24 protein-coding genes are annotated in these 26,015 nt (G+C 43.4%); 19 read left to right on the top strand and 5 right to left on the bottom strand.

Annotated elements, in window-relative coordinates; translation table 11 throughout:
• The first annotated feature begins 293 nt into the window (after positions 1–293).
• The 5 genes from CYAN7822_RS31550 (at position 294) to CYAN7822_RS31530 (ending at position 2,700) form a co-directional block, all read left to right on the top strand.
• Entirely contained in the window at positions 294–758 is a 465-nt protein-coding gene (locus CYAN7822_RS31550; RefSeq protein WP_013334979.1) for a KTSC domain-containing protein, read from the top strand.
• Positions 759–823: 65 nt separating this feature from the next.
• The gene (locus tag CYAN7822_RS31545; protein WP_013334978.1) at positions 824–1,036 is read left to right on the top strand and encodes a hypothetical protein; all 213 of its coding nucleotides are present in this window, start codon (positions 824–826) and stop codon (positions 1,034–1,036) included.
• Positions 1,037–1,160: 124 nt separating this feature from the next.
• Positions 1,161–1,700 carry a hypothetical protein gene (locus tag CYAN7822_RS35090; protein WP_013334977.1) on the top strand — a complete coding sequence of 180 codons (540 nt, stop codon included), beginning with the start codon at positions 1,161–1,163 and terminating at the stop codon, positions 1,698–1,700.
• 108 nt (positions 1,701–1,808) lie between these two features.
• Positions 1,809–2,054, top strand: coding sequence for a hypothetical protein (locus CYAN7822_RS31535; RefSeq protein WP_013334976.1), 246 nt, complete (start codon positions 1,809–1,811; stop codon positions 2,052–2,054).
• Between the two features lie 229 nt (positions 2,055–2,283).
• Entirely contained in the window at positions 2,284–2,700 is a 417-nt protein-coding gene (locus CYAN7822_RS31530) for a hypothetical protein (RefSeq protein WP_041934263.1), read from the top strand.
• A 1,028-nt stretch (positions 2,701–3,728) separates the two neighbouring features.
• Here CYAN7822_RS31530 and CYAN7822_RS31525 read toward each other — a convergent pair.
• Positions 3,729–4,955, bottom strand: coding sequence for a serine/threonine protein kinase (locus tag CYAN7822_RS31525; RefSeq protein WP_013334974.1), 1,227 nt, complete (start codon positions 4,953–4,955; stop codon positions 3,729–3,731).
• Between the two features lie 238 nt (positions 4,956–5,193).
• On the opposite strand from CYAN7822_RS31525, the gene CYAN7822_RS31520 reads away from it, so the two are divergent.
• The 3 genes from CYAN7822_RS31520 to CYAN7822_RS38235 all read left to right on the top strand — a co-directional run bounded on the left by CYAN7822_RS31520 (position 5,194) and on the right by CYAN7822_RS38235 (position 8,820).
• Positions 5,194–6,420: an RNA-guided endonuclease InsQ/TnpB family protein gene (locus CYAN7822_RS31520; RefSeq protein ID WP_049802805.1), complete on the top strand. Its 1,227-nt coding sequence runs from the start codon at positions 5,194–5,196 to the stop codon at positions 6,418–6,420.
• Between the two features lie 562 nt (positions 6,421–6,982).
• On the top strand, positions 6,983–8,611 hold the full coding sequence (gene ltrA, locus CYAN7822_RS31515) for a group II intron reverse transcriptase/maturase (protein WP_013334973.1): 1,629 nt from the start codon (positions 6,983–6,985) through the stop codon (positions 8,609–8,611).
• Positions 8,612–8,679: 68 nt separating this feature from the next.
• Positions 8,680–8,820, top strand: a complete 141-nt coding sequence (locus CYAN7822_RS38235; protein WP_157872035.1) for a hypothetical protein — start codon at positions 8,680–8,682, stop codon at positions 8,818–8,820.
• A gap of 12 nt (positions 8,821–8,832) precedes the next feature.
• Here the strand turns inward: CYAN7822_RS38235 and CYAN7822_RS31510 are convergent, their stop codons facing one another.
• The 4 genes from CYAN7822_RS31510 to CYAN7822_RS31495 all read right to left on the bottom strand — a co-directional run bounded on the left by CYAN7822_RS31510 (position 8,833) and on the right by CYAN7822_RS31495 (position 11,618).
• The gene (locus CYAN7822_RS31510; RefSeq protein WP_157872034.1) at positions 8,833–9,021 is read right to left on the bottom strand and encodes a hypothetical protein; all 189 of its coding nucleotides are present in this window, start codon (positions 9,019–9,021) and stop codon (positions 8,833–8,835) included.
• A 218-nt stretch (positions 9,022–9,239) separates the two neighbouring features.
• Positions 9,240–10,058, bottom strand: a complete 819-nt coding sequence (locus CYAN7822_RS31505; RefSeq protein ID WP_013334972.1) for a hypothetical protein — start codon at positions 10,056–10,058, stop codon at positions 9,240–9,242.
• 14 nt (positions 10,059–10,072) lie between these two features.
• Entirely contained in the window at positions 10,073–10,483 is a 411-nt protein-coding gene (locus CYAN7822_RS31500; RefSeq protein ID WP_157872033.1) for a hypothetical protein, read from the bottom strand.
• Positions 10,484–10,493: 10 nt separating this feature from the next.
• Positions 10,494–11,618: a ParM/StbA family protein gene (locus CYAN7822_RS31495; protein WP_157872032.1), complete on the bottom strand. Its 1,125-nt coding sequence runs from the start codon at positions 11,616–11,618 to the stop codon at positions 10,494–10,496.
• A gap of 341 nt (positions 11,619–11,959) precedes the next feature.
• Here CYAN7822_RS31495 and mobF point away from each other — a divergent pair, with 341 nt between their 5' ends.
• From mobF to CYAN7822_RS31440, 11 genes are all read left to right on the top strand, one after another.
• The gene (gene mobF, locus CYAN7822_RS31490) at positions 11,960–13,255 is read left to right on the top strand and encodes a MobF family relaxase (RefSeq protein ID WP_013334969.1); all 1,296 of its coding nucleotides are present in this window, start codon (positions 11,960–11,962) and stop codon (positions 13,253–13,255) included.
• A 203-nt stretch (positions 13,256–13,458) separates the two neighbouring features.
• Positions 13,459–14,376, top strand: coding sequence for a hypothetical protein (locus CYAN7822_RS31485; protein WP_013334968.1), 918 nt, complete (start codon positions 13,459–13,461; stop codon positions 14,374–14,376).
• 263 nt (positions 14,377–14,639) lie between these two features.
• Complete coding sequence (locus tag CYAN7822_RS31480; RefSeq protein ID WP_013334967.1) at positions 14,640–15,086, top strand: hypothetical protein; 447 nt, start codon at positions 14,640–14,642, stop codon at positions 15,084–15,086.
• A gap of 43 nt (positions 15,087–15,129) precedes the next feature.
• Positions 15,130–18,225, top strand: a complete 3,096-nt coding sequence (locus CYAN7822_RS31475; protein ID WP_013334966.1) for a VirB4 family type IV secretion/conjugal transfer ATPase — start codon at positions 15,130–15,132, stop codon at positions 18,223–18,225.
• A 17-nt stretch (positions 18,226–18,242) separates the two neighbouring features.
• Positions 18,243–19,022, top strand: a complete 780-nt coding sequence (locus CYAN7822_RS31470) for a hypothetical protein (RefSeq protein WP_013334965.1) — start codon at positions 18,243–18,245, stop codon at positions 19,020–19,022.
• On the top strand, positions 19,022–20,119 hold the full coding sequence (locus tag CYAN7822_RS31465; protein ID WP_013334964.1) for a hypothetical protein: 1,098 nt from the start codon (positions 19,022–19,024) through the stop codon (positions 20,117–20,119). The genes CYAN7822_RS31470 and CYAN7822_RS31465 overlap by 1 nt, the downstream gene beginning before the upstream one ends.
• Before the next feature lie 21 nt (positions 20,120–20,140).
• Positions 20,141–20,869 (top strand): hypothetical protein, encoded by a 729-nt coding sequence (locus CYAN7822_RS31460; protein WP_013334963.1) that lies wholly within the window; start codon positions 20,141–20,143, stop codon positions 20,867–20,869.
• 8 nt (positions 20,870–20,877) lie between these two features.
• Positions 20,878–22,455: a TrbI/VirB10 family protein gene (locus CYAN7822_RS31455; RefSeq protein WP_013334962.1), complete on the top strand. Its 1,578-nt coding sequence runs from the start codon at positions 20,878–20,880 to the stop codon at positions 22,453–22,455.
• 2 nt (positions 22,456–22,457) lie between these two features.
• A complete protein-coding gene (locus CYAN7822_RS31450) occupies positions 22,458–22,976 on the top strand; it encodes a hypothetical protein (RefSeq protein ID WP_013334961.1) in 519 nt (172 codons plus the stop codon).
• Positions 22,977–22,996: 20 nt separating this feature from the next.
• Positions 22,997–24,190: a hypothetical protein gene (locus tag CYAN7822_RS31445; protein WP_013334960.1), complete on the top strand. Its 1,194-nt coding sequence runs from the start codon at positions 22,997–22,999 to the stop codon at positions 24,188–24,190.
• Between the two features lie 17 nt (positions 24,191–24,207).
• Positions 24,208–25,998 (top strand): type IV secretory system conjugative DNA transfer family protein, encoded by a 1,791-nt coding sequence (locus CYAN7822_RS31440; protein WP_013334959.1) that lies wholly within the window; start codon positions 24,208–24,210, stop codon positions 25,996–25,998.
• Positions 25,999–26,015: the final 17 nt, after the last annotated feature.

The following is a 26,015-nucleotide window of genomic DNA, read 5'->3' as shown; positions in this document are numbered from 1 at the left end:
ATTCAGGATACATATCATTGACCGAGGGAGAGCAAAAATACGCATCCTTACTTGATACTATAAACGAGGAAAATGACGGAGTTAGTTTGTTTAAGATCGCTTCCAACTCGTCGGTAATTGAAAAGATTAAAGGTTACGAAATTTGAGCATTTTTGGCTAAAGACAAGCCAACCCTTTCAGCCAAAAATCGGCTATATCTTTTAAGAGTTTTTTGTGCAATCAAACCTTAAGCGGGGCTTATGCTCCGCATTTTTTTTTCCTGATGAACTAATAAAAATTAGGACGATACTTTAATGAAGTTTTATCAAATCGATCTATCTAAAATTCGTGCGATCGCTCATGATGGTGCTGTCCCGCTCGGACAATTAAGTATTTTAATTCAAGAGGAAGGAACATTGGAGGTTAAAACCGTTCCTGCACCCTTGCAAGCTTTAGAAGGTATTAGAGCTATCGCTTCGCTTGCCGCAGGAGAAGAAATTAATATTCAACCCACTTTGCCGCCGAGCCGAGATGAATTATTAGATAATATTACGATGATTTCCACCACATCTTTAAGATGTCAAGGTAGCTCAAATATTGCCGCTATTGGCTATGAATCATCTTTAAAAGTATTGCAAATTGAATTCATCTCAGGCTCAACCTACCGTTATTTCAATGTTTCTTTTCAAAAATTCGCGGATTTTATTGCTGCTAATTCGGCTGGCAGATATTTTAATGCCGAAATTAAATCCCAATATTCTTCTGAAAAAGTTAATTAATTAATCCGATCTCTGTTGCTGCTAACCGCAGCAATAAAGATTGAACTTTTTTTAAGGATATAATTATGATTTTAGCGCAGACAACTTTGTGCGAATCCGTACAAGAACGAAATTATTTAATATCTCTCGAAACTGAACCCGATCCCGTTTGGCACAGCATTAAACAACGCTCAGTTTCAGTTAGTTGCGATGAAGGTGTTGAGATTGAGTGGGACAATTGGTTAGAATGGTATAACCACCACGAATGTGAAGAGTTCAAAATCATTGAAATTCGTTAACGGAAAATTTTAGATTAGAGCGGAGCTAATGCAACGCATTTTTTTTTAATGAGAAATGAGAAAAGAATCGCTACAAAACTTTTCTCTAAAACCCTTACTCTACAAGACAAAAAGGAAATTAATCATGGACTTCACTACATCGATTTTATCAGTTATTCTATTCGTTGTTTACTTCTGTTTTATTAGTGTTTTGCTTTATAAAGAGCAAGATGCTGTCGAGCCTGAATGTCAACAAACCTTCTCTTATGAAGATGCTTTCAGTCCCGAATACGATCGTGAACCTGAAGTTGCAGTAGAAATGCCCTTACCCTCTCAACAACTGTGCCTACCTGCTGCTGCTGTACGTCGCCATAATCAGGTTCAGCCAATCGCTAATGATGTTATTATCCCTATTGCACGTCAGGAGTTATACCTCCCTGCTGCTTCTGTACGTCGCCATAATGAGGTTGAAGCGATCGCTAATGCAACAATCATAACCCCAGTTCCCACACAACCTGAAATTCCCGCACAACCCAACATTCCTCCCCTACCAGAGAAGCGCACGGTGACTCAGTTAAGAAAATTCATTAAGGAGCATAATTTGCAAGCTGTAGTTAAAGAGAAAGTAGGAAAGACTTACTCTAAGTGCAATCAGCAAGAACTGCTCTCTGTTTTAGAAGCTTGATCAACTTAATATGCTATCAGTTGGTTTCATTAACAACTGATAGCATATTACTTAAAAAGTTACATAAGCCCTTCACCAATATGTTGAAATTACTTTGAGGTGCATACGATGAACATTAATTTACAAAATTTTCTAAAGAACGTTTATCATAACCATTGGAATATTGACTTAGCCGTAAACTTTTTGCTAAAACTCAGGCATCAGCCCGAAGTTGCTGAGATTTTACAATCTATTTGGGAAGAGTCTTTAATCGATCATTACCGATGGACAGATACCCGAAAAATGCTTTATGTCTTCCTCAAAAATGAACTTTCTATTTTGAAAGATATCGATCTAGATTCTAGAAGAGGTTGAGCTAAAACTCGGTTAACCGACGCTCCAGAGAGGCTCTAGCTCTTTCGTTCTTGTCGAATCAAAAAACACCAATTAGGCTGCCTCCAAATAGGAGGCTTTTTTTTCTTTGATGGGCGAGTTAAATTATTTTAAAATAGAAAATAATCTCCACGAAACTTTTTTCTCAATTAACTTTTTTTCAACGGCTACGCCGCCATCAGCCGTGAATACATTATTAAGGACATCAATCATGAGTCGTTATCAAATCGAAGCACTTAACCCTCAAAAATACGATGTTTATATTGGGTTCGATCTCGCTGGAGGATCATCCTTCTGGACATTCTTCGGGCAGGTTCTTGACCTGGAAATCGAATCTCAACTTGATAATTTGCCACCCGATGTCCCCATTGAAGAAGCCGAGGAATTAGAGGAAAAACTGGTAGTTTTATGGGTTGGGAGTGATTATCGCCATCCCATCCGCAGTATCGCTCAACTAGAACAACTATTAGCTCCTTATGCTCAAATTACACCCGACATGAAACAACAACTCCTTGACGACCAAGAGCGAGAACTCCACCAGCCGAAAACTCCTCTTTCAGGTTTCGTTGAGTTATTTGTGCGATCGCAAGATTCAGCAAACTCAATACAAATTGATGAGCCGAGTTAAACCTCATTTAAGGGCTGCGTCTCGGAGGAGGCGCAGTCTTTTTTTTAAGGAGAAAAATCCTTATAAATCTCAACTTTGTGTGCTTGGCGCACAGTTAGGTATTGATGTTTATTAAAAATCCCAAAAGGAGAATCTTATGCCCCGACTACCCTTACTAGATAGAAGCCGTAGCGACACTTTTTATTGGGTGGCTTTTATGTTGTTGTTATTACTATTCATTTGATCTAAAAAGGAAAAATAATGCTGCTCAAGGTAGCATTATTTTTTTTTACTCCTTAAACCTACTGATTTTTTAAGTTAGTCGATTTCTGCCTTTAGCTAGTCACTTTTTATTTAAAAAGATGAGTCCCTAATTTCTGGGATTTTTTGGCTAATCTCAGTTATTAAGAAGTGAAAATGGATTAACCAGCTTTTGGAAAAAAAGTAGGCTAATAGGGCAAAAACACTCCAGCAGGGTAAAGCCCATTGCGGTTTACAAATTGTCCAAACAATCAGAAAAGAAAGCCTTAAATAACAATTAACAACGGTTCTTCAGACTCAAGTATGCTAATTCATCTCTGTAAGCCATGTAAACGAATGATTTTAGTTAGAAACTATTAGTAACTAGCCGAAATCTTTATTCTATATTGATTAGGTTGTGTTAGTTAGCATACTTCAGTCGGTAGAACCTTAACAACTAAACGGATAGGCTGTTTCCATAGTAGATGATAGCTGACAATTCTATGGGCCATTTTTGAGAGTGGAACTAAATGTAGAACGGGGAGTTCCCAACCGAAATGATTCCAACCAAAGTTGAAAAAATAGTGATACGTTAGATGGTGGGTTTCTTTAGCGGCTAAAAAAGGGAACAAAACACATCTACTGGGAGCCTTCTTTTTTTGCCACCAGGGGCGGGTTAAGCTGCGGACAAATTGAGATTTTTTGCGCCAATGATTTGAGCAGATGTATTTAGAGTAGGCGTTGGAGTGGTAATCTTTCACAAGAGAACTCAGGTTAATAACAATTTTTCGGGTTTAACCGCCCATCATCTAATGAGTTAGTATTTGGGCACTTATTAAAACAAAAATAATGCCGAAGACTCTGACAGCATGGGGTTTAATATCATCTCCCTCTTGAGCCGCTCCTAGAACAAAAACTATTTCAACAATTAAATAAATAAAAAGCATGGTTTTTATTAGCCCAAAAGCCAGTAAAAAAATTTGAAATCCCGCCTTTCCCCTTAATGGATTATCACCCACTCGTGAATTGGTTAGCAGAAGCCATTGTAGTAATTGTTTAAACTTTCCAATAATAGGAGGAAGGATAAGAAAAACACTCCCCGCAGCGATCGCCAATGCGATCACAGTAGGAGCAACCCCAATTTCAGCCAATCGATCTTGTTTAACACTATCCTTACTAACTAATGAATCCACAAGAATTGGCTCAATAGGACGTAGAGATTGAAGTGCAACGGCTGCATTACTAAAGCGTTTTTTGGGGTCAGGTTGAGTCATTTTAGACAACCATTCCCGCATGGCAAATGATATATTTTTAGGGACGCTGGAATGGAAATCTATCTCAAAATTAGGGTTAATCAATTCGGCAATGGGTTTATTTCCCGACAATAAATAAATTAAGGTAGCGCCTAAACTATAGAGATCTGAGGCACAAGTCAAGCGACGAGCTAACAGTTGTTCGGGAGGGCAAAACCCTGGTGTACCGCCAAACATGGTACTTGCTCCCAATGTTCCACTTCCCTCTCTAGCCAAGCCAAAATCCACGAGGTAGGCTTGAAAATTCTTGTAATCCAGCAAAATATTATCCGGCTTAATATCTCGGTGAAATATAAGAACTGGGCGACTCTGTAAATAGACGAGAATTTCTAGGATTTGAATAGCAACCCTTTTAACTTCATCAGGGGTTAAATGGGATAAAGATAGGGGAGAAGCATCAATATATTCTTGGACTAGGCAAACACTATTTTCAGTTTCAAAGTTTCCTAAATAATTGGGAATAGCAGGATGTTTTAACTTGGCTAAAGTTTGAATTTCTCTTTCTATCTCTTTGTAAGAATCCCAATTACCTTGGTGAAAGCGGAACTCTTTAATTACAACTGGGGTTTCGTCTTTTAACATTAACGCTTTATAAGTCGATCGGCCCGCATTCCAATTTTGTCCCAATTGCTCGACAACTTGATACCCCTGAGAGGAAAAATACGGGAATTGGGGCGTTATTTGAGGTTTTATCCGTTTTTTAGACGGTGATTTCTTCCACATTTTATTTTGATGTGTGTTTTTCTTCCACATTTTTAACAAAAATGTCAAAAGAAGTCCCCACCTATAAATTCTAGAAAAATACCCACATTTTAGGTGGGGACGGTCGCTCAAATCATTTGGAGGAAACCTCCAAATGCGCGACCTCATGAATTTTGACAAGTAAATAACAGCGAAGCACGATATTTACTATAATATATTTTTGTGGTAGAATATTGATGGTCGATGTTTAGAAGTGTTTATGCTTACATTCAACTACACATATAGAATCTATCCAGATGCAACTCAAGAAACTCGGCTATTAGAATGGTTAGAAACTTCTCGCGCTTGCTATAACTATGCTCTCAGAGAAATAAAAGACTGGATAGCTTCAAGGAAGTCACCCGTTGACAGATGTAGTCTTGAATTTGAGTATATAATGCTTGCTGACTATCCTTTTCCTAGTTATTCTAAACAGCAAAACACATTACCAAAAGCTAAGAAAATATTTCCTAGGTTAGCAAATGCTCCATCTCAAGTGCTTCAATGTACTATTAGAAGACTGCATGATGCTTGGGATTTTTTCAAAGCACGTGGGTTCGGCTTCCCGCGCTATAAAAAATATGGGCAGATGAAGTCTTTACTTTTTCCTCAATTCAAAACTAACCCAATTACGGGTTGGCAAATAGCATTACCAAAACTAGGAAAAGTTCAGATAAATTTACATCGTCCTATCCCAGAAAGCTTTACTGTCAAACAAGTTAGAGTGATTCGTAAAGCTAAGGGGTGGTTTGCTGTTATCACCATTTCAAGTCCCGAATCACTACCATCAACAGAAACTCCTTCAGGGCATTTTATTGGGGTAGATTTGAATCTTGGGGCTTATGTTGCTACATCTGATGGCTATAGCTCAAAACGCCCAAAATTCTATGGAACTGAGCAAAGTAAGCTGAAATTGCTACAACGTCGTTTGTCAAGAAAAAATAAGCGTTCCAAAAATTACGAGAAAGCCAGATTGAAAGTAGAAAAACAACATAATCATATAGCGTTCAAAAGGAAAGATCACCAGTTCAAGTTGGCTCATAAGCTTTGTGACATGGGTGATTCTATCTTTGTTGAAGACATTGATTTTAGAATCATGGCTAAAGGAATGCTAGGAAAGCATACTTTAGATGCCGGTTTCGGACAGCTTAGAGATATTCTCAAGTTTGTCTGCTGGAAACGAGGCAAATTCTTTGCCACTGTTGACCATCGAGGAACATCACAAACTTGTCCTAATTGTAGAACTGAAGTTAGGAAAACTTTATCGGATAGAATACACGATTGTAAGGCGTGCGGATATGTTCAGGATAGAGATACAGCCTCCGCTCAAGAAATTTGCAATCGTGGAATAGAGAAATATTGTACTCTCGGACTGAGAGGGTGCGACTCGTTCTCTAGAAACCAAGAAATGTACACTTGGGGGAATAGAGGCAAGGATTCAAGGTAAGTAGCTTAATCCTACCAAATCTGAACCTTGACAACTTGGTTATCCGTGAGAGTGAGGAATAATCCAATTCTCTCCCTCTGAGGGCTTCAGAGGACAGCATAGCCCACAAGGTATAGCGTGACAAACTATATCTTGCAGCGCATGGGATAAATGGAGGTAACTGGTAGCCTAAACTGGAACCCCTTCTAGCATAGTTAGATAAGGTTACGAAAGAAACTTACATTTTAAGTGTCGTGATTCCGAAAGTAGCTAAATAAGGCTGTTAAGCTACGTCCAAAAGGACATGGTGAAATGGTTCCCACCGTCCTCTCAGTGAGGAACAAGTTCCTAAAAGTAACCCGGCTCATAGTAAGAACCTAAGTCTAACGAAATAACGGATACCGAGAACGAAGTAACCCTTACACCTACTCTTGGTGTGGTCGATACCCAAGCAGGAAGTCATCCGCAAGTGGTGTAAGGTAGGGATTGTCTCAAAAGCCAACGCCCCTGGGAAAGCCAGAGGATATGCAGACAGAGACACGATAATTAGGAAGATAGAATTACCAAGTAGAGTGGAAACGTTATGAACACGGGACAACCGATGTATGAATGGAACACAATCCCCTGGCATAAGCTAGAGAAAAATGTGTTTAAGCTCCAAAAGCGAATCTATCAAGCCTCAAGACGTGGCGATATTAAGCAAGTAAGGCGATTACAGAGACTACTAATCAAATCCTGGTCAGCCAAAACATTAGCGGTTCGACGAGTAACACAGGATAACACTGGCAAGAAAACAGCAGGAGTTGATGGAATCAAATCATTAACCCCATCACAAAGACTGGAACTTGTCAGAAATCTAGACTTAAACAAAAAGGCAAAACCGATTAGACGAGTCTGGATACCCAAACCTGGAAAGACCGAGAAACGACCCCTAGGAATACCAGTCATGCACGATAGGGCAACTCAAACCCTAGTCAAAATGGCTGTAGAGCCTCAATGGGAAGCCGTTTTTGAACCCAACTCCTTTGGTTTTCGACCTGGAAGGTCATGTCATGATGCTATACAAGCACTGCACGATATGCTCAGGCATCACGATAAATATGTGCTAGATGCCGACATAGCAGGATGCTTCGACAACATAAACCATGAAACCCTTATCAAAAAAATGAATGTAAGCCCTCACCTAAGCCGAATGGTCAGACAATGGCTAAAAGCTGGAATTTTCGATAACGGGGCATTTCAACGAAACGAAAAAGGAACACCTCAAGGCGGAACAATTTCGCCGTTATTAGCCAATATAGCCCTACACGGGTTAGAAAACTTAATCAAAAGCATTAACAAACACGCCTACATAGTGAGATATGCAGATGATTTTGTGGTGCTTCACAATGAACTCAAAGTTATTGAGAAGTGCAAAAAGGCTATTGAGGAATGGTTAACTGAAATCGGACTGGAACTTAAACCCTCAAAAACCAAGGTCATTAATACCCTAAAATCACACGATGGTAAAGATCCCGGTTTCGATTTTTTAAGCTTCAATGTACGTCAGTACAAAGTCAGCAAATACAACTCTGGGAAACGACAAAAAGGCTTTAAAACCTTAATTAAACCCAGTAAAAACAGCATACAAAGACATAAAGACCAAATCAAAAGAGTAGTCAAAGAAGGCAAAGCTAAAACTCAATTAGCGATTATCAAGGAACTGAACCCAATTATAAGAGGATGGTGTAACTACTATTCAACAAAAGTAAGTTCAGAAGCCTTTAAATACCTGACCCATTTTACCGTCCAATCACTCATGAAATGGGCAAGAAGGAGGCATCCTAAGAAAACTCTCCATTGGATATATCGCAAATATTTCGGAATCCATGAAGGGTATCAATGGACATTTACGAAGGAGCAATCCAGAGTAATAAGACACTCCGAAACCCAAATCGAAAGATGGGTCAAAGTAGCAGGGGATAGAAGCCCTTACGATGGAGACTGGGTTTACTGGTCAACACGCATGGGAAGACATCCCGAAGCTAAAAAGAAAGTCGCTTACTTGTTAAACCAGCAAAAAGGAAAATGCTCCCACTGTGGATTGAGATTTAATATGGACGACCTAATGGAAATCCATCACATCGACAGAAATCACAATAACAATAAATGGGAAAATTTAACTTTATTACATCGTCATTGTCATGATGAGGTACACAAGACAAGTGCCTAGTTATTGAGGAGCCGTATGAACGAAAGTCTCATGTACGGTTCTGAAGACGAGTGTAAATGGTGACATTTATGCTTAGTTTAACAACGGAAACCGCCTGTCAAGTCGAGGTAGCGGGGGCGATGAGCCTAGCTAACTGGCGTAGGGAATCCCTGTGGACAGGAATATCTCAAGGCGACTTGGGAAGCCCCAACTCGACCGCTCGCGGTTAGTTGGGGAGGATGTCACTGTTTTTTTGAGTTATTGGCTTTGGGTTTAGGTTTGACATTAAGATCGATCGCAGTTTTCTTCCCCCAAAACCTGAGCAAGTAACAAGCACTTTGGGAGGAACGACAAACCACGCCGCTTGGTAAGTGCAGGCCGATAACTATCCCACTGCTAACACCAATCATCAATAGAATGTTGGCCCACATGATCCAAAACTTCCATTTCCAAGTAACCCCCCAGAGGGTAAAGAGATTCTCTTGGCACTGCTTCCACTGCACCAAGCCGATCTGCTTTAATTTGGCCTGCTTGTATTTGATCGTGAGGTATTTCTCCTCTTTAGCCAGAAGCTTGCCTATTTGCGATTGAATCTCCTCAATTAAGTGGCGGTTGACGTAATCTTCGATCAGCCAACCGATCTGCTCGTTTAGGGTGAGGGGTTCTCCTCGGCTTGGGGTAATTGTTTGATTTCCCTCGCCTCCGTCAGCAGGTGGGGTGTCTGAGTCTCCCCCCTCTCCAGTAAGTGCTGCTGCACCCTTTGAGTCAACTGTTTTCCCAGGCTGTCCGTTGCCCCCTGCCGGAACTGCTGTTTGACCAAAGCATCGAGTTCACCCGTTCTTGTCATGTTTTGCAGCCTCGCAAGGGTTCCATAAACGATTCCCGCGCTGATGGCTCGATTAACCTCAACAAGGTCTTTTCCCGCTTGAACGCCAATTTCCTTGGCATTGATGTCAGAAATCTCTTGAGTGACTACCAGCAAATTATCGGCTAGATTAGTTGTAACCTTATCGCTCTCCGGTTCGATCTTAAAATGAGCGGCAATCTCAGCATAAGTCTTTCCCTCTTTCTTATACAATTGGCAAGCGCTTAAAAAAGTTTCAAACTCATCTTGAGCATATTCATCCTTTTCCGGCAAACCGCAACACTGGAGCAGGTTGACCAATTCAGAGGCTTTAATCAATAAACCATCTTCTTTAGTTATGTTGAGTAAATCCTCAAGCGAGTAACTCTGTTTACTATCAGGCTCGTTTTCGATCTTATCGGATAATTCTTGGCGTATCTCCTCATCGCTTTTACCCGATCGTTTTAAATTAAAGGCGGGGTCGAAGATGTCATTTTTTTCCCCCTCTGAAAGTTTTTTAGAGAGCTTCCAGTTTAACAGTTTGTAGATGACATTAATTTCTTTAGTATCCGGACAATTATAAATCTCTTTAAGCTGCTTTCTACTCATCAACGTATCAGTCATGATCGAATCTCCTTTTAAAGGTTAAAGTCAAGGCTATTAATTAAGGGTTTAACTTCAGAAGGTAAACTCACTTGTTCGGGCTGGCTTACCCTATTGGTTGAAGGAGTTGAAGGGGTTATCGGGGAAGGAGAGGGTAAAGAGCATCCATACCGTTGTTCGAGCTTTTGTGCATGGGCCCTCAACTGTTCGGCGCAATCGATCGCCAACTGCCTCAACTGTTCGGGGGTTTTCGAGCCGTTCTCCTCATAAGCGTAGGGAAGCCAATGATTTTTCCAACATTCTAGAATCGTGGTTCTCTTATAGGGGGTGGAAACCTTTTGACTCATCTGTTGGATGTAATTGATGATCACCCCGTCCTCGGTATCGGGTTCGGCTTGATATCTCAGGGACACGCTAACCGAGGAGGAAAATTTACCGTTTTTCATGGCCATAGCGTCAAATTCTTCTTTGATGGGTATCCTGTTCCAGAAAGAGTGAATAAACATCCAGCAATCGGTATTTTAAACTTGGATTAGAGGCCACCTGAGATTTAAAGACGAAACCGATCTTATCGGCGAGTTCTTCCCCCCAGTCCAGCTTGATTTGAGTTTTCTTGAACAGTTGGGTCAACTTGTTCTTGACGTAGGGGTAGTGGGACGTTCCCCCGACAACCACGATCACCTCGGGCCCGTCGATGAGCTTGCCACCGAGCCAGTAATTGAGGAGGGTAAAATACTCTTCCCTCGATTTTTGAATGGCGGATTCGATCGCATTAATTCTACTTGTGTCAGCAGAGTCACCGAAGCACAGGGTTTTCAAAATTTTCTTATCGAGCTTATCCCCCGCCTCGAAAATTTTCCCCACCACTTCATCAAGATCGCCCGGCAGGAGGGCTAGGCTCTGTATGCCCTCAACTATACTGGCAAATCCATAATTCTCGGTGATCTTCTCGATCAGCCCCTCCTTATAAAATAAAATCGTGGCGTTCCGATATCCAAGCATCAGAACGGCGGCTTTTCTGGCATTAAAATTGGCTTGCCCGATTATTCGCAGGAATATACCAGCCCCTTCAGGTTTACAGCTAAAGTCCATCAGATTCGCCACTATCCTCTTACCTCGAAAGATAAAGTCCAATAAACTCTGCTTGATTTTCTGACTAATATTTAGTCCCTCCTTGTATTCATTGGACGGGATCGATATCCATAGCGACAGGGTAAATTCCTCTAGCCCCTCCGCAGATGCTATACAGCCAATGGCGGCCAGGGTACGCGGGATGATGCTCTCAATTTTAGGTAGTTCCAACAGCACCGGCGCATTAAACCGGTTTTTGGCTAGGGTTCCAACTGCGTAGCGCTTGCCCTTACATTCAATCCAGGCCGATGCAGTAAGTGAAAGCGAGGCCGCATTATAGGGTTCGAGATCCGTCGTCGGCGGGATGGGCAACAGGTGAGGGGAAAGCGTCAGCAGTTTGGGTTCAAACTTTTTCCCCAACGTATAGACCCCCTTTATTAAAGATGCACCAAAATCTAAACTGACGATCAATTCAGGTACGCTCATTTTTTTCGTCAAAAGTTTTTTCACAATTCATTTTATTTTATAAATTATTCGGGACCGATCGGATCGGGTCATTTTTTTCGCCTTCCCAAAGTTACGAACGACCGCGAAGGGTTGCGACTAACTGCCAAAGCCTACAGCCCATGCAGGTTAACCCATTCCGTCACCACAAATCTCACACAGAGCGCACAAAATTTTTTCTCCCAAATGTCCTCTAATTCTGGCTATACTTGGGTTATATCTTTTTTGGCTTTGTGAAAATTTCGTTACAATTATTTCCTTCCCCCGTTTGTTAATTTTTGTTAAGTTCTGTGTTGCAAAGTGTAGTTAAACCGAAGTATGTAGTCTTTTTGAATTATTAATAAACTATGTTAACGGCAAAAACGATCGGACCCCAACAGGGAATTAGCTATTACACCAAGGAGAGTGAACCCGAACTGTTGAGGGCTAATTCTAATTGGACGGGGCAAGCGGCTAAAACTTTAAATTTATCCGGGGAAGTCGGGCAAGAAGAATTCTCCCTGCTGTTAACCGGTCATCTTCCAACCGGTGAAAAATTCCGTCAACGCCAACCCCCCCGTCGCCATTACCAAGAAAGGGCGGGGCTAGACTGTACCTTCAGTGCCCCCAAGAGTGTCAGCATCCTCGCTTTGGTTAAAAAGGAGCAAGATTTAATTGAAGCCCATCAGTCGGCGATCGCAACCGTTCTAAACCTTATAGAATCGCGTTACGCCCAAACCCGGCGCAGAGTCGAAGGTATAGTGAGGGTAGAAAATACCGGCAATTTAGCGATCGCGCAGTTCCATCATTTCTACAGCCGTCAACTCGATCCCCAATTACATACCCATTGCTTGCTGTTAAACGCCACCCAAACCAACAAAAAATGGTATGCTTTACGCGATGATGAGATTTTCCGTAACTTGGGTTTATTGGGAAGGGTTTATCAAAATGAACTGGCTTATTGGGTTAAAACCTTGGGTTATGAAATTGTTCCTTCCCCTTGTGGTCAATTTGAGATTGCAGGATTCGAGCCTGAGCAACTGCAAGGCTTTTCCAGGAGGCGATCGCAAATTATCGAGTCCCTAAAAGAGGGTCCCCTCCTCTCCAATAGCTGGCACAGGCGACAGCAGGCGGCTCTCTTAACCCGTCCCTATAAGGAAATCGTTCCCCTACACCAATTGCTCAACGGATGGAGTAAACGGGCAACTGAGCTAGAAATAGCCTACCCCCGTCCACAATTCGATAATCAGTTAGAAGACCGAAAAGCGATCGCGCTAGATCGCAATAAATCCTCAAAGAGTTTATCCATAGAGGAGCTTGAGCGTATCGTCCTCAATAACCTACCCCTCGGTGCTTACCCTTTTAAGGCAATCAGCAACGCGATCGCCATATCAGATCTTCTTCTCTATAGCGATCGTCAAGTGTATGGCCATCAAGGGGAAACCGATCACGATCACCCCAATTTCACCCCTCAGAGGGCAAATATCCTCTCATTGAGGCAAAAATTACAGCAACAAGTTGAGGAAGAAGAGGCTGTAGGACGGACTCATTTTTCACAATCAAGTTCTAAGCCATTAGCAACTCAGACCGAACAAACGACTATTGATGAGCATAGAGAAAGAAAGAGTGAACCTTCGCAACCAAGAAGAAGACGCTCCCGTTAAAAATGAGGAAAAGGGATCTCTTGATGGGCGAATTCAATAATGGGGAGAAAGATACTGTTAATCAGCCAAAGCCAAATCATTACGGTTAGGAGCCATTGAGTTCTTCTTAACCCTTTTGATGAGGGTGTTACTTTTGACTTCAAAAGGGATACGTAGGTTAAATGCCCCAGTACAATAGATAGCGTTAATTGAGTCATAACATTATGGTCTATCAAATTTTTTGTCCGGCTTGTTCTGAATCATTATTTTGTCAGTCCGAGCAGAAAGCTCTACATTGCCCGAAATGTTCCCGTTATTATCAATCTATATTCTTCGTGACCGATTCCGTTTATTTACTTGAAACAGGTTCACTAAAATCCTACCAAATTGCCGGCAATCGGGGTGCGGTAAAACTAACTTTACCAGCAGTGAATCTGTCCATTACGAGAGGGAGAGGGGATTGGATGCTGCTTGTTGTGAGCGAAACCACCAAAAAACCGATTATTGTCTTCAACCTTGCTACGAACCAGCATCATCGATTTAAGGCTCCTAGGAGCTTGGCTTACCAAAAAGGAATAGAGGTGGGGATATTAACGGGAGTTTTTGCCATTATTATTCCTTTCGTACTTGGATGGTCCAAGGCAACTCCTAAATTCCTTCTGTTAACCGGACTTCCCCCCTGCCTTGGAGCAGGCACTCTAATGACGGGTGTTCTCCTCAATCGAGACAAGAAGGACAATAAAAATGCTTTAGCTTTAATAACCCAAGAACAGAATATCTTGGCGAATATTCATCAGCTACAAACTCGTAAACGAAAACAGATAAAGCAGATTAACTTGGAGAGGGAAACCCTGTCAATGTTTAAAAACCTTCGAGCGTCAATGGTGGAGGCAGACCCCAAGTTATATGAACCTAAAATCAGCGTAATTGACCGAGGAATTAAAATCTACTACGAGCAAATAGCCCTCAGTGAAAAGTTGCTATTAAATTACGATTATCTCATTAAAGTTTGGCAGATCGAGTCGCAATCTTTCAAGTTATCCGAACGCCTGGAGAATCAAGATTTAATTTTCACCAAATACTCAGAATTAGAAAAGCTAGAAGAAGAAAAAACGATCCTTCAGCTACTCAATCAAATTTAGCCCTTATCGAGTAGCGGGACTCGGTAGCTTAATAAAACTTAACTTTCTCCCCAAAATTTTTTACGCTTTTAAATTTGTTGTCGGTCTTGAGTTTCGAGTTTGGCTCGATTTACTCAGTCCGTCTCTAAATGTTTAGGTAGGTAAAGTTTTTTCACTAATTTGAATGAGTGAGGAACGATCTCGCGGTTGGGACGAGTTGAATTCCTCTAACCTTGGGCTTATAACTTTTTTTGTAGGTTAGATTTTTGTGAAAAGCGAAAACGATGAATAAGGCATCAGTCAGTTTAGGGCCATTACAACTATCGATCAAACCCAAGTTCAAACATCAAACGAATAGAAGAGGTCGCCCTTCCAACAAATGGTTTCTGTATTTCTGGACAACGGCGGTTAGCATTTACCTAAGCGGACTTCCCGCTCACGCTCAGACGACGGGTGGTACCGGTGGTGGCTGCTTGGGATTCTTGTGCGGTCCGAGGGCGACTTTATCGTCGACTCCCCCCTTCAATAATTACTCAGACATGATCAGTATGGTATTTGTGGGCTTGAATATCCTGATCGTCTCCGTGTTGGGATATCAGGCGTACAGAATCATCAAAGCCAGAAATGATGGTGAAGAATACGGCACATTAGCCCAGGGAACAATTATGTCGATCATCGCGCTGTTTGGCTTTAATTATCTCGCTAATTGGGTTATGGGAATAGCCTCTTAGGTATTCAACTCTGGTCAAATAAGGTAGAAATGGCATTCATAACATGACTTCCACTGTTAAGACTCCTAATGACGATCAATCCATCCGAGTGAGTCGGGTACTAGACAAACCCACCAGTTTGTGGATCATTCCCGGAGAGTTCATCGTTCCCTGGTTGGCGATTTTCTCGACAACGTTAATGGGATACTGGATTGTTAATCAATTCCATCCTATAAGCCCCTACTGGTTGATGTTTGCCTGCCCGAGTCTCACGACTTCCCATTGGATTTTATTCGGAAAGGAACCTTGGAAGTTTGGTGGACGGTTTCATCTGGCTTCTCACTGGGTTCTCGGTCATCCGAATGCCGCCGCGCCAGGACAAAATCTTTTTAAACCGAAAGTGGGGAATAAGAAAGTGGGCTTGGGTTCCAACCGACGCACCGTTAAAGCTTTTGAGGATCAACTCGATCTCGGATGCCTGATCGAGATACGCGGACGTTCTTCGGTGCCGGTTGGCGGCTACTGGTTGCAAAAAGGGAAGAAAAATCAAATTATCTGGGTCTTCGACTGTTGGGGTTTTTCTAGTTCCCTCCCTAGTGAGATGATCGAAGAAATTATCTTCAAACTAAGAGAAGGACTCAAGGATATTTTTGAAGAGGAGCGAATCACCATTCGGGCACTCTCAAGAGCTAACGATGAGATACGGCAAGCTTACCTAAGCTCCCTCAAAACGAAAACAACTAATAAAGGTGTTAAGTTTTTACTCCACCATCTACAGTTAAGGGTGCGCGAGTTGGTATTAAAAGGCAAACACAACCCGAAAAGCCTACGCATAGAGATCAGCTATTCCTTCAATAAGGAGGATTTGGTAGCTTCCGACAACCTTGAAAAATGGCTGGTCAGGATGCAAAAAATCAGTGAGAGTCTCTCGGGTAGTGCCCCCATCACTGAACGGGCAGAAGTGGGTTCTTTATTGGCCAAGGCTTATGAGGAGGGCTACATCCTCTATATTGAATACCTTAGAGTCAAATTGGGGCTTTACGTCCGTCCCTTGTCAGCTAAGGAAATTTTTATCGAGGATTGGTGTCGTTTTAACCGGCTAAAAGAGCAATCCTTCATCCCCGCAATTCCTCAGTTAATTATTCTCGAAGGCGATCGCCTATCATGGGAGATCAATGATCCCGATACTCACATCACCACCTGTTTGTTTGGAGCTAATAGCCCGATTGCCGATAAACAATGGGTATATCTTCCTGGACGTGGGCAATATGTTGGTGGGTGCGTGTTCGCCGCCAAGCCCGGCGGATGGAAAACTTTTTTGGATCAATTAGTTTGGGGGTCGTCCTTCCTCAACACGCCCAACATCTTCGATGCTGAGATCGTCGTCCAGGTTTCGAGGCCGTCCCAGGAGCGTTTACAATTCGTTGCCCAACAGCGCACCAAAGATAGTAACTCTAGCCTTCAATACTCTTCTAAACGAAGTCGCATTAATGTGGGTGCTAATTATAACATTCAGCAGAATATCGAGGCTGAGGAAACGTTTCTAGGAGGCGGTGTGGGGGTGCGCGTGGCTTGGGTCGCCCTCATCTATCGCCCGGACTTGCAATTACTCAATCGGGCCATTACCCGTTTCTGTGCCCTATTCCGTCAACCCGCTATCGTCGAGCGTGAGAGGGAATATTTTGACGAAATCTGGCTAGAAACGTTGCCTTACACGCTTAAATGGCTCTTACACAAACCTTATGAGCGGCGCAAAATTTATTGGAACCACGAAACTGTTCCCATCCTGCCCCTCAGTTTTGATTTAACCCCCACACAGAAGGGGGTAAGTTTAATTGCTCATAAAGGCTCGACCCCTATCTATATAGACCCTTTTAGCAGACCGAGCCATACCGCCATCTTTGGGACGACGGGAACGGGCAAATCTCTCATCGCCGGGGAATTTATCACCTTGGCGTTGGCTAACGGGATGGAAACAACGATTATTGACTCGACTAGAGGTGATGGAAGTGGAACGTTTGACTTTTATACTGAGTTTCTTGGCGGTGCGTATTATAATTCCGTTACCGAATCCAACAACATCTTTGAGGGAGCCGATCTGCGCTTCTTTAGAGATCCCGAAGAGAAGACGGCCAAGGAAACCATCATCAGGGATTTTCTCTTAACTTCCCTGATGACCTTGACATTAGATGCGGATTCGCCTCGTGATAAGCGACGCAACTATCGCACAACTCTGACGATAGCACTGGCTAAATTTTTTGAAGACCCCGCAATCATCAACCGATATCATGCCGCTTACGATGCGGGTATAGGAACTAGCCCCTGGCAGGATATCCCCACCTTAAAGGATTTTTTGCCATTCCTTTCCCTCGATCGTCTAATTGAAGGCGAAGGCAGCTTTAATCTGGAGGAAACCCTAGCACAAATTCGATGGGAGTTGAACTCTGTTCTCAATTCTTCGGTGGGAAACGCGATCGCTCGTCCCTCCACTTTCAAGGGTGATGCACCTTTAGTCGTCTATGGGATTGGAGGGGTCGAGGATGATTTCACCATGCTCGTACACGCCTTATCGGCCTACTCAGCCGCTATACTGCGTTCTCTGCGCTGCGATAAATCCTTCCTATTCATGGATGAGTCTAGTTATTTAGCGGGAAATTTCAACATCTTTGCACAAATCCTGGGGAGTTTGTGCGCCAAAGCCCGTAAGAGTGGGATAAGTATTGCCTATTCTGGACAGGACCTTAACAGCATACTTAAAACCGACAATGCCAGCCAGATCCTAGATAACACTCAAAACTATTTGATCGGGAAAGTTGTCGACAAGGCAGTTGAGACTTTCGCGTCAGAATTAAATATTCCTCGTGAAATTTTACGCAAGTACGCCACTGATGGGCTTGAAGCCGAGATGCTCTGGGGAGGGCGGGAGGATTTTTCTTCACCCTGGATAGTCAAAACCCGCATAGGGCTTATCGAAGCGTCTTATTATCCCTCCTACGAACAGGTCGCCGCTTTAGAGAACCAGAAGGAACTGATCGGGCGGCGCAAATACTACAAAGGGACTTGTAGCAGTCCTTACGAGGTTCTCACCCGATTCACCCGCGACCTCAAACACTACAAACGACATGGTGAGTTCCCGCCCATTAATCAAGTTGCCGCTTAAGTTAAAAGGAGTAAAGTATGTTTACTACATTTAAACACAAATCAATTAAAACTCTCGTTGCCCCTAGCATTATTGTTATTGCTTTAATACCCTCATGGGGGGCAGTTGCTTCGTTTTTGCCAAGTTCGACTTCATTAGGGAGCGATCTCGATCCTTATTTTTCTGCCTTGCAAGAATTTGTGGCCGAGCAAATTTGGTCGTATTTTGAGGGGCTTACGGCGAGTTTGCCAGTCCAGTTGAAGGAAGACAGCGAAAAAGCCTTACAAAAAATTATGGGGTCGATGGGGTTCCCCAATCCCCAAAAGATGGATGATCTGATCTGGGCAGAAATCCCTGATTTGAACGAAGATGACGAGGGGGTTTTCACTCCTCTCCTAGAAGCGGAAACTATCGTCAACAGTGCATCAATCGCCTCAAATCAAGCCATCATCGACTTGACATTGAGTGAAGAAGCTCAAGAGCAACAGAAACAGGTCACTCAACAAACAAATGAAGCTTTAACCACAACTATTGAAGCCGCGCAGTCGGCTCAAGACACTTACGTTACCCAGGATATTCTCAAGCTTATGTCGGTACAAAATGCTCAAACCGCCATTCTCCTCAAAGCCCAACACGACGAGCTTTACAATAATCGCGTCGTTGCCGCCTCGAGTGCCTTTGAGCTTGTAAACCTTAACAAGCAAGAACAGGAAAAAGAGTGGCAACAAAGTATTGAAAGTACGTCCAGCGATGTGGGGTTGTTCGATACGGTAACTCAGTTCACTTCATTAGCGACTGCTTATAGTCAGGAAAAGTGATGCAAGTTTTAATTTTTGCAGCAGAGAATAATACCGCCAAGGATATTTTGGAGAACAACGCCGAAGTATCCGGCCTTGTGCGTCAAGCTTTTGATGATATTTGGAAGACCACCATCGAGGGGGCGCTCTATCAGGAAATTGCTAAAATCGGGGCGTTGATCGGCGTTTTCATGATCGGACTGTGGGCGGTTAGCTGGATGCAATCGACCTTTTTAAATGAGGGCGATCCCGTTAAACATTGGCATCGATTATTAATGCCGATATTTTTCGTCCTTTTATTGAGTAATCCTACCAATAAAGGCGTTTTAATGGGCAAAATGACTCTCTTGTTGCGCGATACCCAAAATTATTTTAGTGATGAGCTTCTACATCAACTTAATGATGCTATTGGCAAAGATACCCTCAATGCCGCAGGTGTTATCAATCTCATGAAGAGTATTACCAGCGATGCCCTCCAGACTTGTTCGGCCAAACAAGATGAACAAAAGCGCAACGAGTGCTTTAACACAGCAGCACAGCGAATTAAAGACTTGCAGGTTCAATATGGGGGGATAGCCATCGTTTATGGACAAGATTCCGTGACTGGGGTGGCCGTTGAACAGATCAAAAAAATTCAGGATGCTCAGGGAGGAGATTACGCTACCTCTCAATGGTTTCAACGTTTGTTTGCCGATCTTGGGGGAACCGTTAGCCCTTCAGCCGAAAAAATAGCGACCTGGCTATTTTATCTAATTGGAGCCGCCTTCTACTGGATTATAGAAATTTCTGGCATCTGTGTGGCGGTTTTGGGTCCGTTAGCCCTGGGAATGTCTCTGTTACCTGTTCCTGGTCGTCCTATCGAGCTTTGGTTTGCCGGATTTACGGGATTGGGGATCGTGCGCCTGATGTATAACATCATCGTGGGTTTGGCGGCTATCATCGTTGTCAGGGCCCCTAGCTCAGCTTCTTTCATTTTTCCGCTCATCGCCGGTTTGTTCGGTCCGTTGATGGCTTTAGCGATGGGAAGCTGGAGCGGACTATCCTTGTTTGGCCTGTTTACCCGCCTCGGAAGTTTTTTGACGGCACCTCTGCCTCTTAATTTTGGTAAATCTAAATAAATTACAGGTAATTTTGAAAAGATGAACAATATTAGTCGTAAACGGACAATTTTCTCCCGATTAGCCGGAGGTGGAATTAAATGGACTCCGATCTTTTCTTTAGCCTCCTTATTCCTTCAACTTATTGCTATTTTACTCTTGATGTTTCAAGGGGCTGCGGTGGTGGCAGTGAGCAATAAACCCGCTCCCACCCTCGTCGAACTTGCGGACGGTCGAGCAATTTCAGTTCGCGCCATCGCTAGTCGAGATCGCTCGGCTGATGCGATTGACCGTTTCGTGCGCTCTGCGATGACGGGGCTGTTCTCTTGGTCTGGGAAAACGCTCAACTCGCAGGGTCAGTTGATTCCCGATAAAGGAGTCGAGTTTGCCAAGGGTTTAACGATCACCGAACCCGCTTTAATAGCCAGTTTCGCCTTGGCGGATAATTATCGCCCCATTCTCTTAAGAGAGATTGCCGGACAGATTCCGGGAGATGTTTTTTTGGGCAAAACCCAGATTTTTCTCGACATAAAACACCTGACGGATGCCCAAAAGGTAGGGGAGGGAAAATGGGTTGTCGAAATGTTAGCCAATCTCTTGACTTTTGACGAAAATCATCAAATCGGAGCGGGAATAACCTTTAATAAGAAGGTATTCCTGAAGGCTATCGACCCTCCTTTTAATTTAATGCCCAAAACCCCCTTAGAGGAACGTTTCTTTGAACTTCGCTCATCGGGATTAGAAATTGAATTGATTAAAGAATTAATTTAAGGTGATTTATGGCTACTGAATCTACAACGACTGAACCCGCAACGGCCCAACCCACCATTAAAATTGTTGCTGATGATTTTGACTTTGAAGAAGATTGGGAAAAGTTCTGTCCCCCTCTTGACGATAAAAACGCCAATAATACTCAAAATCAGACCGATAATAATTCTCAATCCGTTCTTCCCCAAGAAGAGGAAGAACTGCCCGATCCCTATCAGGTCAGGACAAAGAGAACCTTTGCCAATCACCCCTATAGCAAAGGAACATTAGTGTTGGCAATTGTCGGTGCTGGTGCGATCGTTGCTATCACTCTTTTGCGATTAGTCACTGGGGGTTTTGCTCCCAATAGGGTTGCCAAAGTACAACCTCCTCCTTCTCCGGCTTCCGTGTTTGACGATAATTCTCCAAGCGATCGACAATCACCCGAACAAGTCGAACAGTTGCAAACCCAAAATGCCATGAGACAGCAGGTAGCCGAACTCAGGCAGATCAATTCTTCTGGCTCCCCGAAAAAAGGTCATTCCTCCCCGTCAAAAAGTGAGGAAACCGAGCCAGTTAGGACGCAACCAACCGTTAGTTCTCCTCCTCGTTCTACCGTCGTCTATCCTACTCGTACTTCTACCTCTACTCCTACTCCTACTTATGTTCCCCCTCCCCCGGTACCGGTCAGACGTTCTAGCTCAATTCCTCGTTATTCGCCCCTAATACCCGTCTCTTCGTCTTCAACCGTTCCCCCAGTCAGGAATGTTCCCCAATCTTCCCCTTCTGTTGTCAACAGACAACCGGAACTAGATCCTCTTAAACAATGGGAAACTGCTGCTTCATTCGGTAGTTATGGGAGTGTGCCTGTCGTTTCTTCATCAAACGAGCCACTCTCTTCGACTTCCCCTTCGCCGGAGGGGACTGGTAATGAGCTTCTACAAACCTCTTATTCACCCACCCCACAAGCTCAAGGGGAGGCTTCCGGTTATGAGATTATGATGGGCACGAGGGTAGGAGCAGAGCTTGAAACTCCCATCGTCTGGGCAAGAGGGCAGGATAAAGACAATTTTTCTCAAAATTATTTAGTTCGTTTAAAAAACCCTCTATTTGATAGCAAGGGAGAAATCGTTATTCCGGCTGGTTCCTATTTATCCGTTCAGTTGGTTGACGCAGGCAGTACCGGCATCGTTCAATTAACGGCCACTGCGATCATTATCAATAACAACGGACAGCAACAACAGCACAATATTCCGAACGGTGCGATTTTAATCTTAGGGAAGGGGGGAGGTATTTTGCAAGCGAAAGCCCAACGTCCCAATACCATCAGCCAAGACATCATGGGAGCCGTTTTAGGGGGTGTAGGTAATGCGGCTGGTTTGCTCAACCGTCCCAGTGGTGCGTCTTATTCTCAGTTTGGTAGTTCTATTCAATATGGCGATACTGATATGACAGCCGGATTCGTTGAAGGGGCAACTAACTCGATGGTTAATTCTTTACAGCGAAGGAATGAGCAGGCCCGTTCCTCCCTTGAGTCGAATCCTGATGTTTTTGTTGTTAAGCAAGGAACTGATGTTCAAGTTTTCGTTAATCAAACTTTTTCTTTTTAATTATGAAATATTCTTGGGTAACTTTACTCAGCGTTTCTTTAATTAGCTTTTCTCCCAATGTCATTGCGGGTAATTGTCCCGTCTTCATCGGAGAGTTACAAGATCGTCCCGCCCAAGTTAACATCTATCCCGGCTTGGGTGTTGCTCTCAACTTTATTCCCATTGGTACTGTACAGAAAATCTGGTTAGATGACCCGTCGAGGATCGTTTTAAGTTTTGATGGGAATCTTTGCTCTGTGTCGGAAAATTCCAACTGCTCGCAGCAGGAGGGCGCAACGGTAGTTCATTTGCGGCAAATTAAAGCTATCGAGTTTCCTAATATAATCCGAAGTGCTGACGGTTCGACGATGCTTACGGTGATCGTATCTGGAGGGGGTGGACGCAACCTTTATCAATTTCGTTTGATTCCCACTCGAAAAACCTCAAATATTCCTCCCTGCACCACTTTTACAATTTTGCCCGATTCTTATCGTCCTACTCCACAGGTTTTTCAACAATCACATTTTACTCCTACTCCTTAAACGTGAGGGTTACAATCTTTATGCTCACTTCAAAAATTTTTAAGATTAAATTTTCTTCTTTTTTCCCGCGTCGGATTACGATTTTCGGGTTAATCAATTTCTTTTTATGGGTTAATTTTCCTCCGGTCTGGGCAAATGACTTAAATAATTTAACCTTTGAGAAATTACCTCCTCTCCCTCAAGCCGGTTCAGTTAAATTCCCCAATGGTGCTATCTCCAAAAAATGGTCTGCCGGACAGCCAATTACCGAAATTTTAACTTTAGGAGATTTTCGGTCTTCTTATCAATTTCAAAAATTGACTTTAGCTCAATTGCTCTCATATCGCCGCACCAATCAACCTTATACTCTTAATGATTTTGGTTACTTAAAGAAAATCAATCTAAATCAGTTATTAACTGATGTTCCGGGTTTGCCCGATTACCGAGTAGCGCAATTGCCCTGGTTACAAGACTTATTAACCACGCAAAATTTTAATCTCGCTCAAACCCGTAATTTGACTTTTCTTAATTTATTAAAATCTTACCCTAAAGGAGGTCAATTATCTCTGACGTTAATCCCTTTAAATCGGTACAATTTAACTTCAATTCCCCGATTAATAAATTTACCTCTAGAGAGGTTAACAGGTTGGGAAAACCTCTCTTTAAAGGAAGTCCCAGGATTAGTTAAAATCCCTCTTTCGACTTTAATAGCCAAAAATAATCAGATTAGTTTAAAAACTCCCGATGAGGTAGTCGGTAAAGCTTTAAAACTCGCTAATTTTACCGAGCCGGCAACTTTAAAAATAGCTAATACTCTTCCGGGTTTCGCCACAGTCGATCTGGTTTTGGGAACAGCAGAACGTCCCGCCACTCGAACGATGTCTGGGGGATATAATGTCGGTTTTGCTGTGCCCTGTACCCATAATTGCGCCCATATTGAACTGGCGGGGAATTTCCTCGTTGCCGGTAAGCAGTGGATCAGTGGCAAATACCAGAAGGTGGATGGGGGTAGTGGTTGTCTTAAAGCGGTTAACGGTGGCAAGGAACCAACCGGTAGGCATCCTTACGGTAGTGGTTTCAAAGTCGTCTTATGGGACACGAATGAATCAACCGATACGGCGACGCTCAGTCTTTTTTTTCGGTCCTGTGATTTTTGTGGTTGTACTCCCTATTTTATCGGTCCGATCAAGTTTGCTTCTTATCGGACGGGGCAGCCAATTTTTGTTGGGTTTTAACAGTCTTATTGCACATTATGTCACAACAAGTCTCTCTAAAAGCCTCTATAGAACAACTCCCTTATCCTGTTCCCCAAATGTTACTGACACCGAACGGGTGGGTTCTCATCGGTGCTACCTTGGCTTTGCTGTGGATGAACCTTAAGAACAAAAATTCTTCCCCGAAGGGTTTGTTAGGGCGCTCCGTTTGGGCTAGTGAGAAAGAGAAAGCTGAAGCTCGGAAAATGGCACTCTCTCAGATTGAGTCCCTAGGACAAACCGAGGAGCTTGCTCTATTCATCCGCACTCCCAATGGTACTCGCTTCGTTTCCGAAAGCACTCCCAAGGGGCAACAGCGATACCTGTATCTTCCCGCCGATCCCCAAACCATCTACATTCCCAACGCTCAAGAGAATGTTTGGGTCATGGGCCGATCAGGTTCGGGCAAAACTTTCTCCGCCATCAACCCAATGGTGATGGCCGCCATCATACAGGGCTGTGACGTTTTCTTCTACGACTTCAAGGGTCATGAAGACCCCGCCCCCAGTTCAAAACTACTGGGCTTTGCCGAAGAACACGGGCATAAGATTTCGATGTTGGCACCGGGATTTCCCGAATCAGGTACTTGTAACCTGCTTGATTTTCTTAATGACCCCCGCACTAGGGCGCAAACCGCTTATGAGATTGCCAATATTTTAAGAGAAAATTTCAGGCTTCATGATTCTGAAGCGGGTAATAGCGATTTCTTCGACCAATCTGCCAATCAGTTGATTCAGGCTATTTTAATGCTGGCCAAAAGCTCTCTTTGTCCGGATATCGCTACCTGTCATAAGATTTTAGCTTTGCCTAATTTGATTGGCCGCATTAAAGCTAAGGGTGATGATATTGACCCCTACATTAAAAATGCTTTTGACCAATTTCTCTCTTCGGAACACGCACCCGAAACCGCCTCAAGCATTGCCGCCACCGCGAGTTTAATGTTTAGCCGCTTTGTCAGTGATCCTTTAATCTTAAATACTTTTGCGACGACTACGACTCTCCCCCTTGATGTTAACGGGCGTAATTTTATCGTTTTTAAAGCTGACCCCAATAAACGGACTGTAACCATTCCTCTACTGGCCAGTATTCTTAACTTAATGGTCAACCGCAATATTTTTAAGCCGCGTCGTGTTCCTTTAGTGGTTGTTCTTGATGAGCTTCCTTCTATTAAATTGCCCATGTTATTGCATTGGCTCAACCAAAACCGTAGCAGCAAGTTCTGTGCTATTTTGGGAGCGCAGACTATCGATCTGACCGCTTCGGTCTACGGTAAGTCTCAGACCACTGGGATTATTGGCGGCTGCACCACTCACTTTATCTTCCAGCTTAATGACAGAGAGACGGCAGAATATTACTCGGCTCTTTTAGGTCCAGAAGAGGTCAATTACAAGCAGAAATCTCGCTCTCGCAATCATGGGGAAAAGGGTGGATCTAGTACATCCGTCAGCGATCACCGACAAACACGCTCCCTGGTGGAAGTTCCCCAACTGACTCAACTTAATCGCGGTAGTGCCATCCTCTTCAATTCGGGTTATCAACGTCCTGGGGATTTCTTCGGGTCCCGTATTCCCGTCAAGCTTAAGATCGTTATTCCAGGGCGAGATCGCCGTATCCTCAAGCGCAGTACCGCTCTTTGGCCCCCGATCCGCGATCGGCTAATACAGCACAATAAAAATCCCGATGCGGGTTTTCCGGCTGCGGAACTCAAGCGGCGCGAGCGCGTGGCGGCGGAACTGTTACCCGATGCTGCCGGAACCCAACACAAGAAAGAAGTTTTAGGCAAAATTTAATTTATTGGAGAAAATTC

The sequence above is a fragment of the Gloeothece verrucosa PCC 7822 genome (assembly GCF_000147335.1).
Classification (GTDB): Bacteria; Cyanobacteriota; Cyanobacteriia; order Cyanobacteriales; family Microcystaceae; genus Gloeothece; species Gloeothece verrucosa.
Note: the sequence above shows the minus strand (reverse complement) of the source record. Positions and strands in the feature narration are given on the sequence as shown.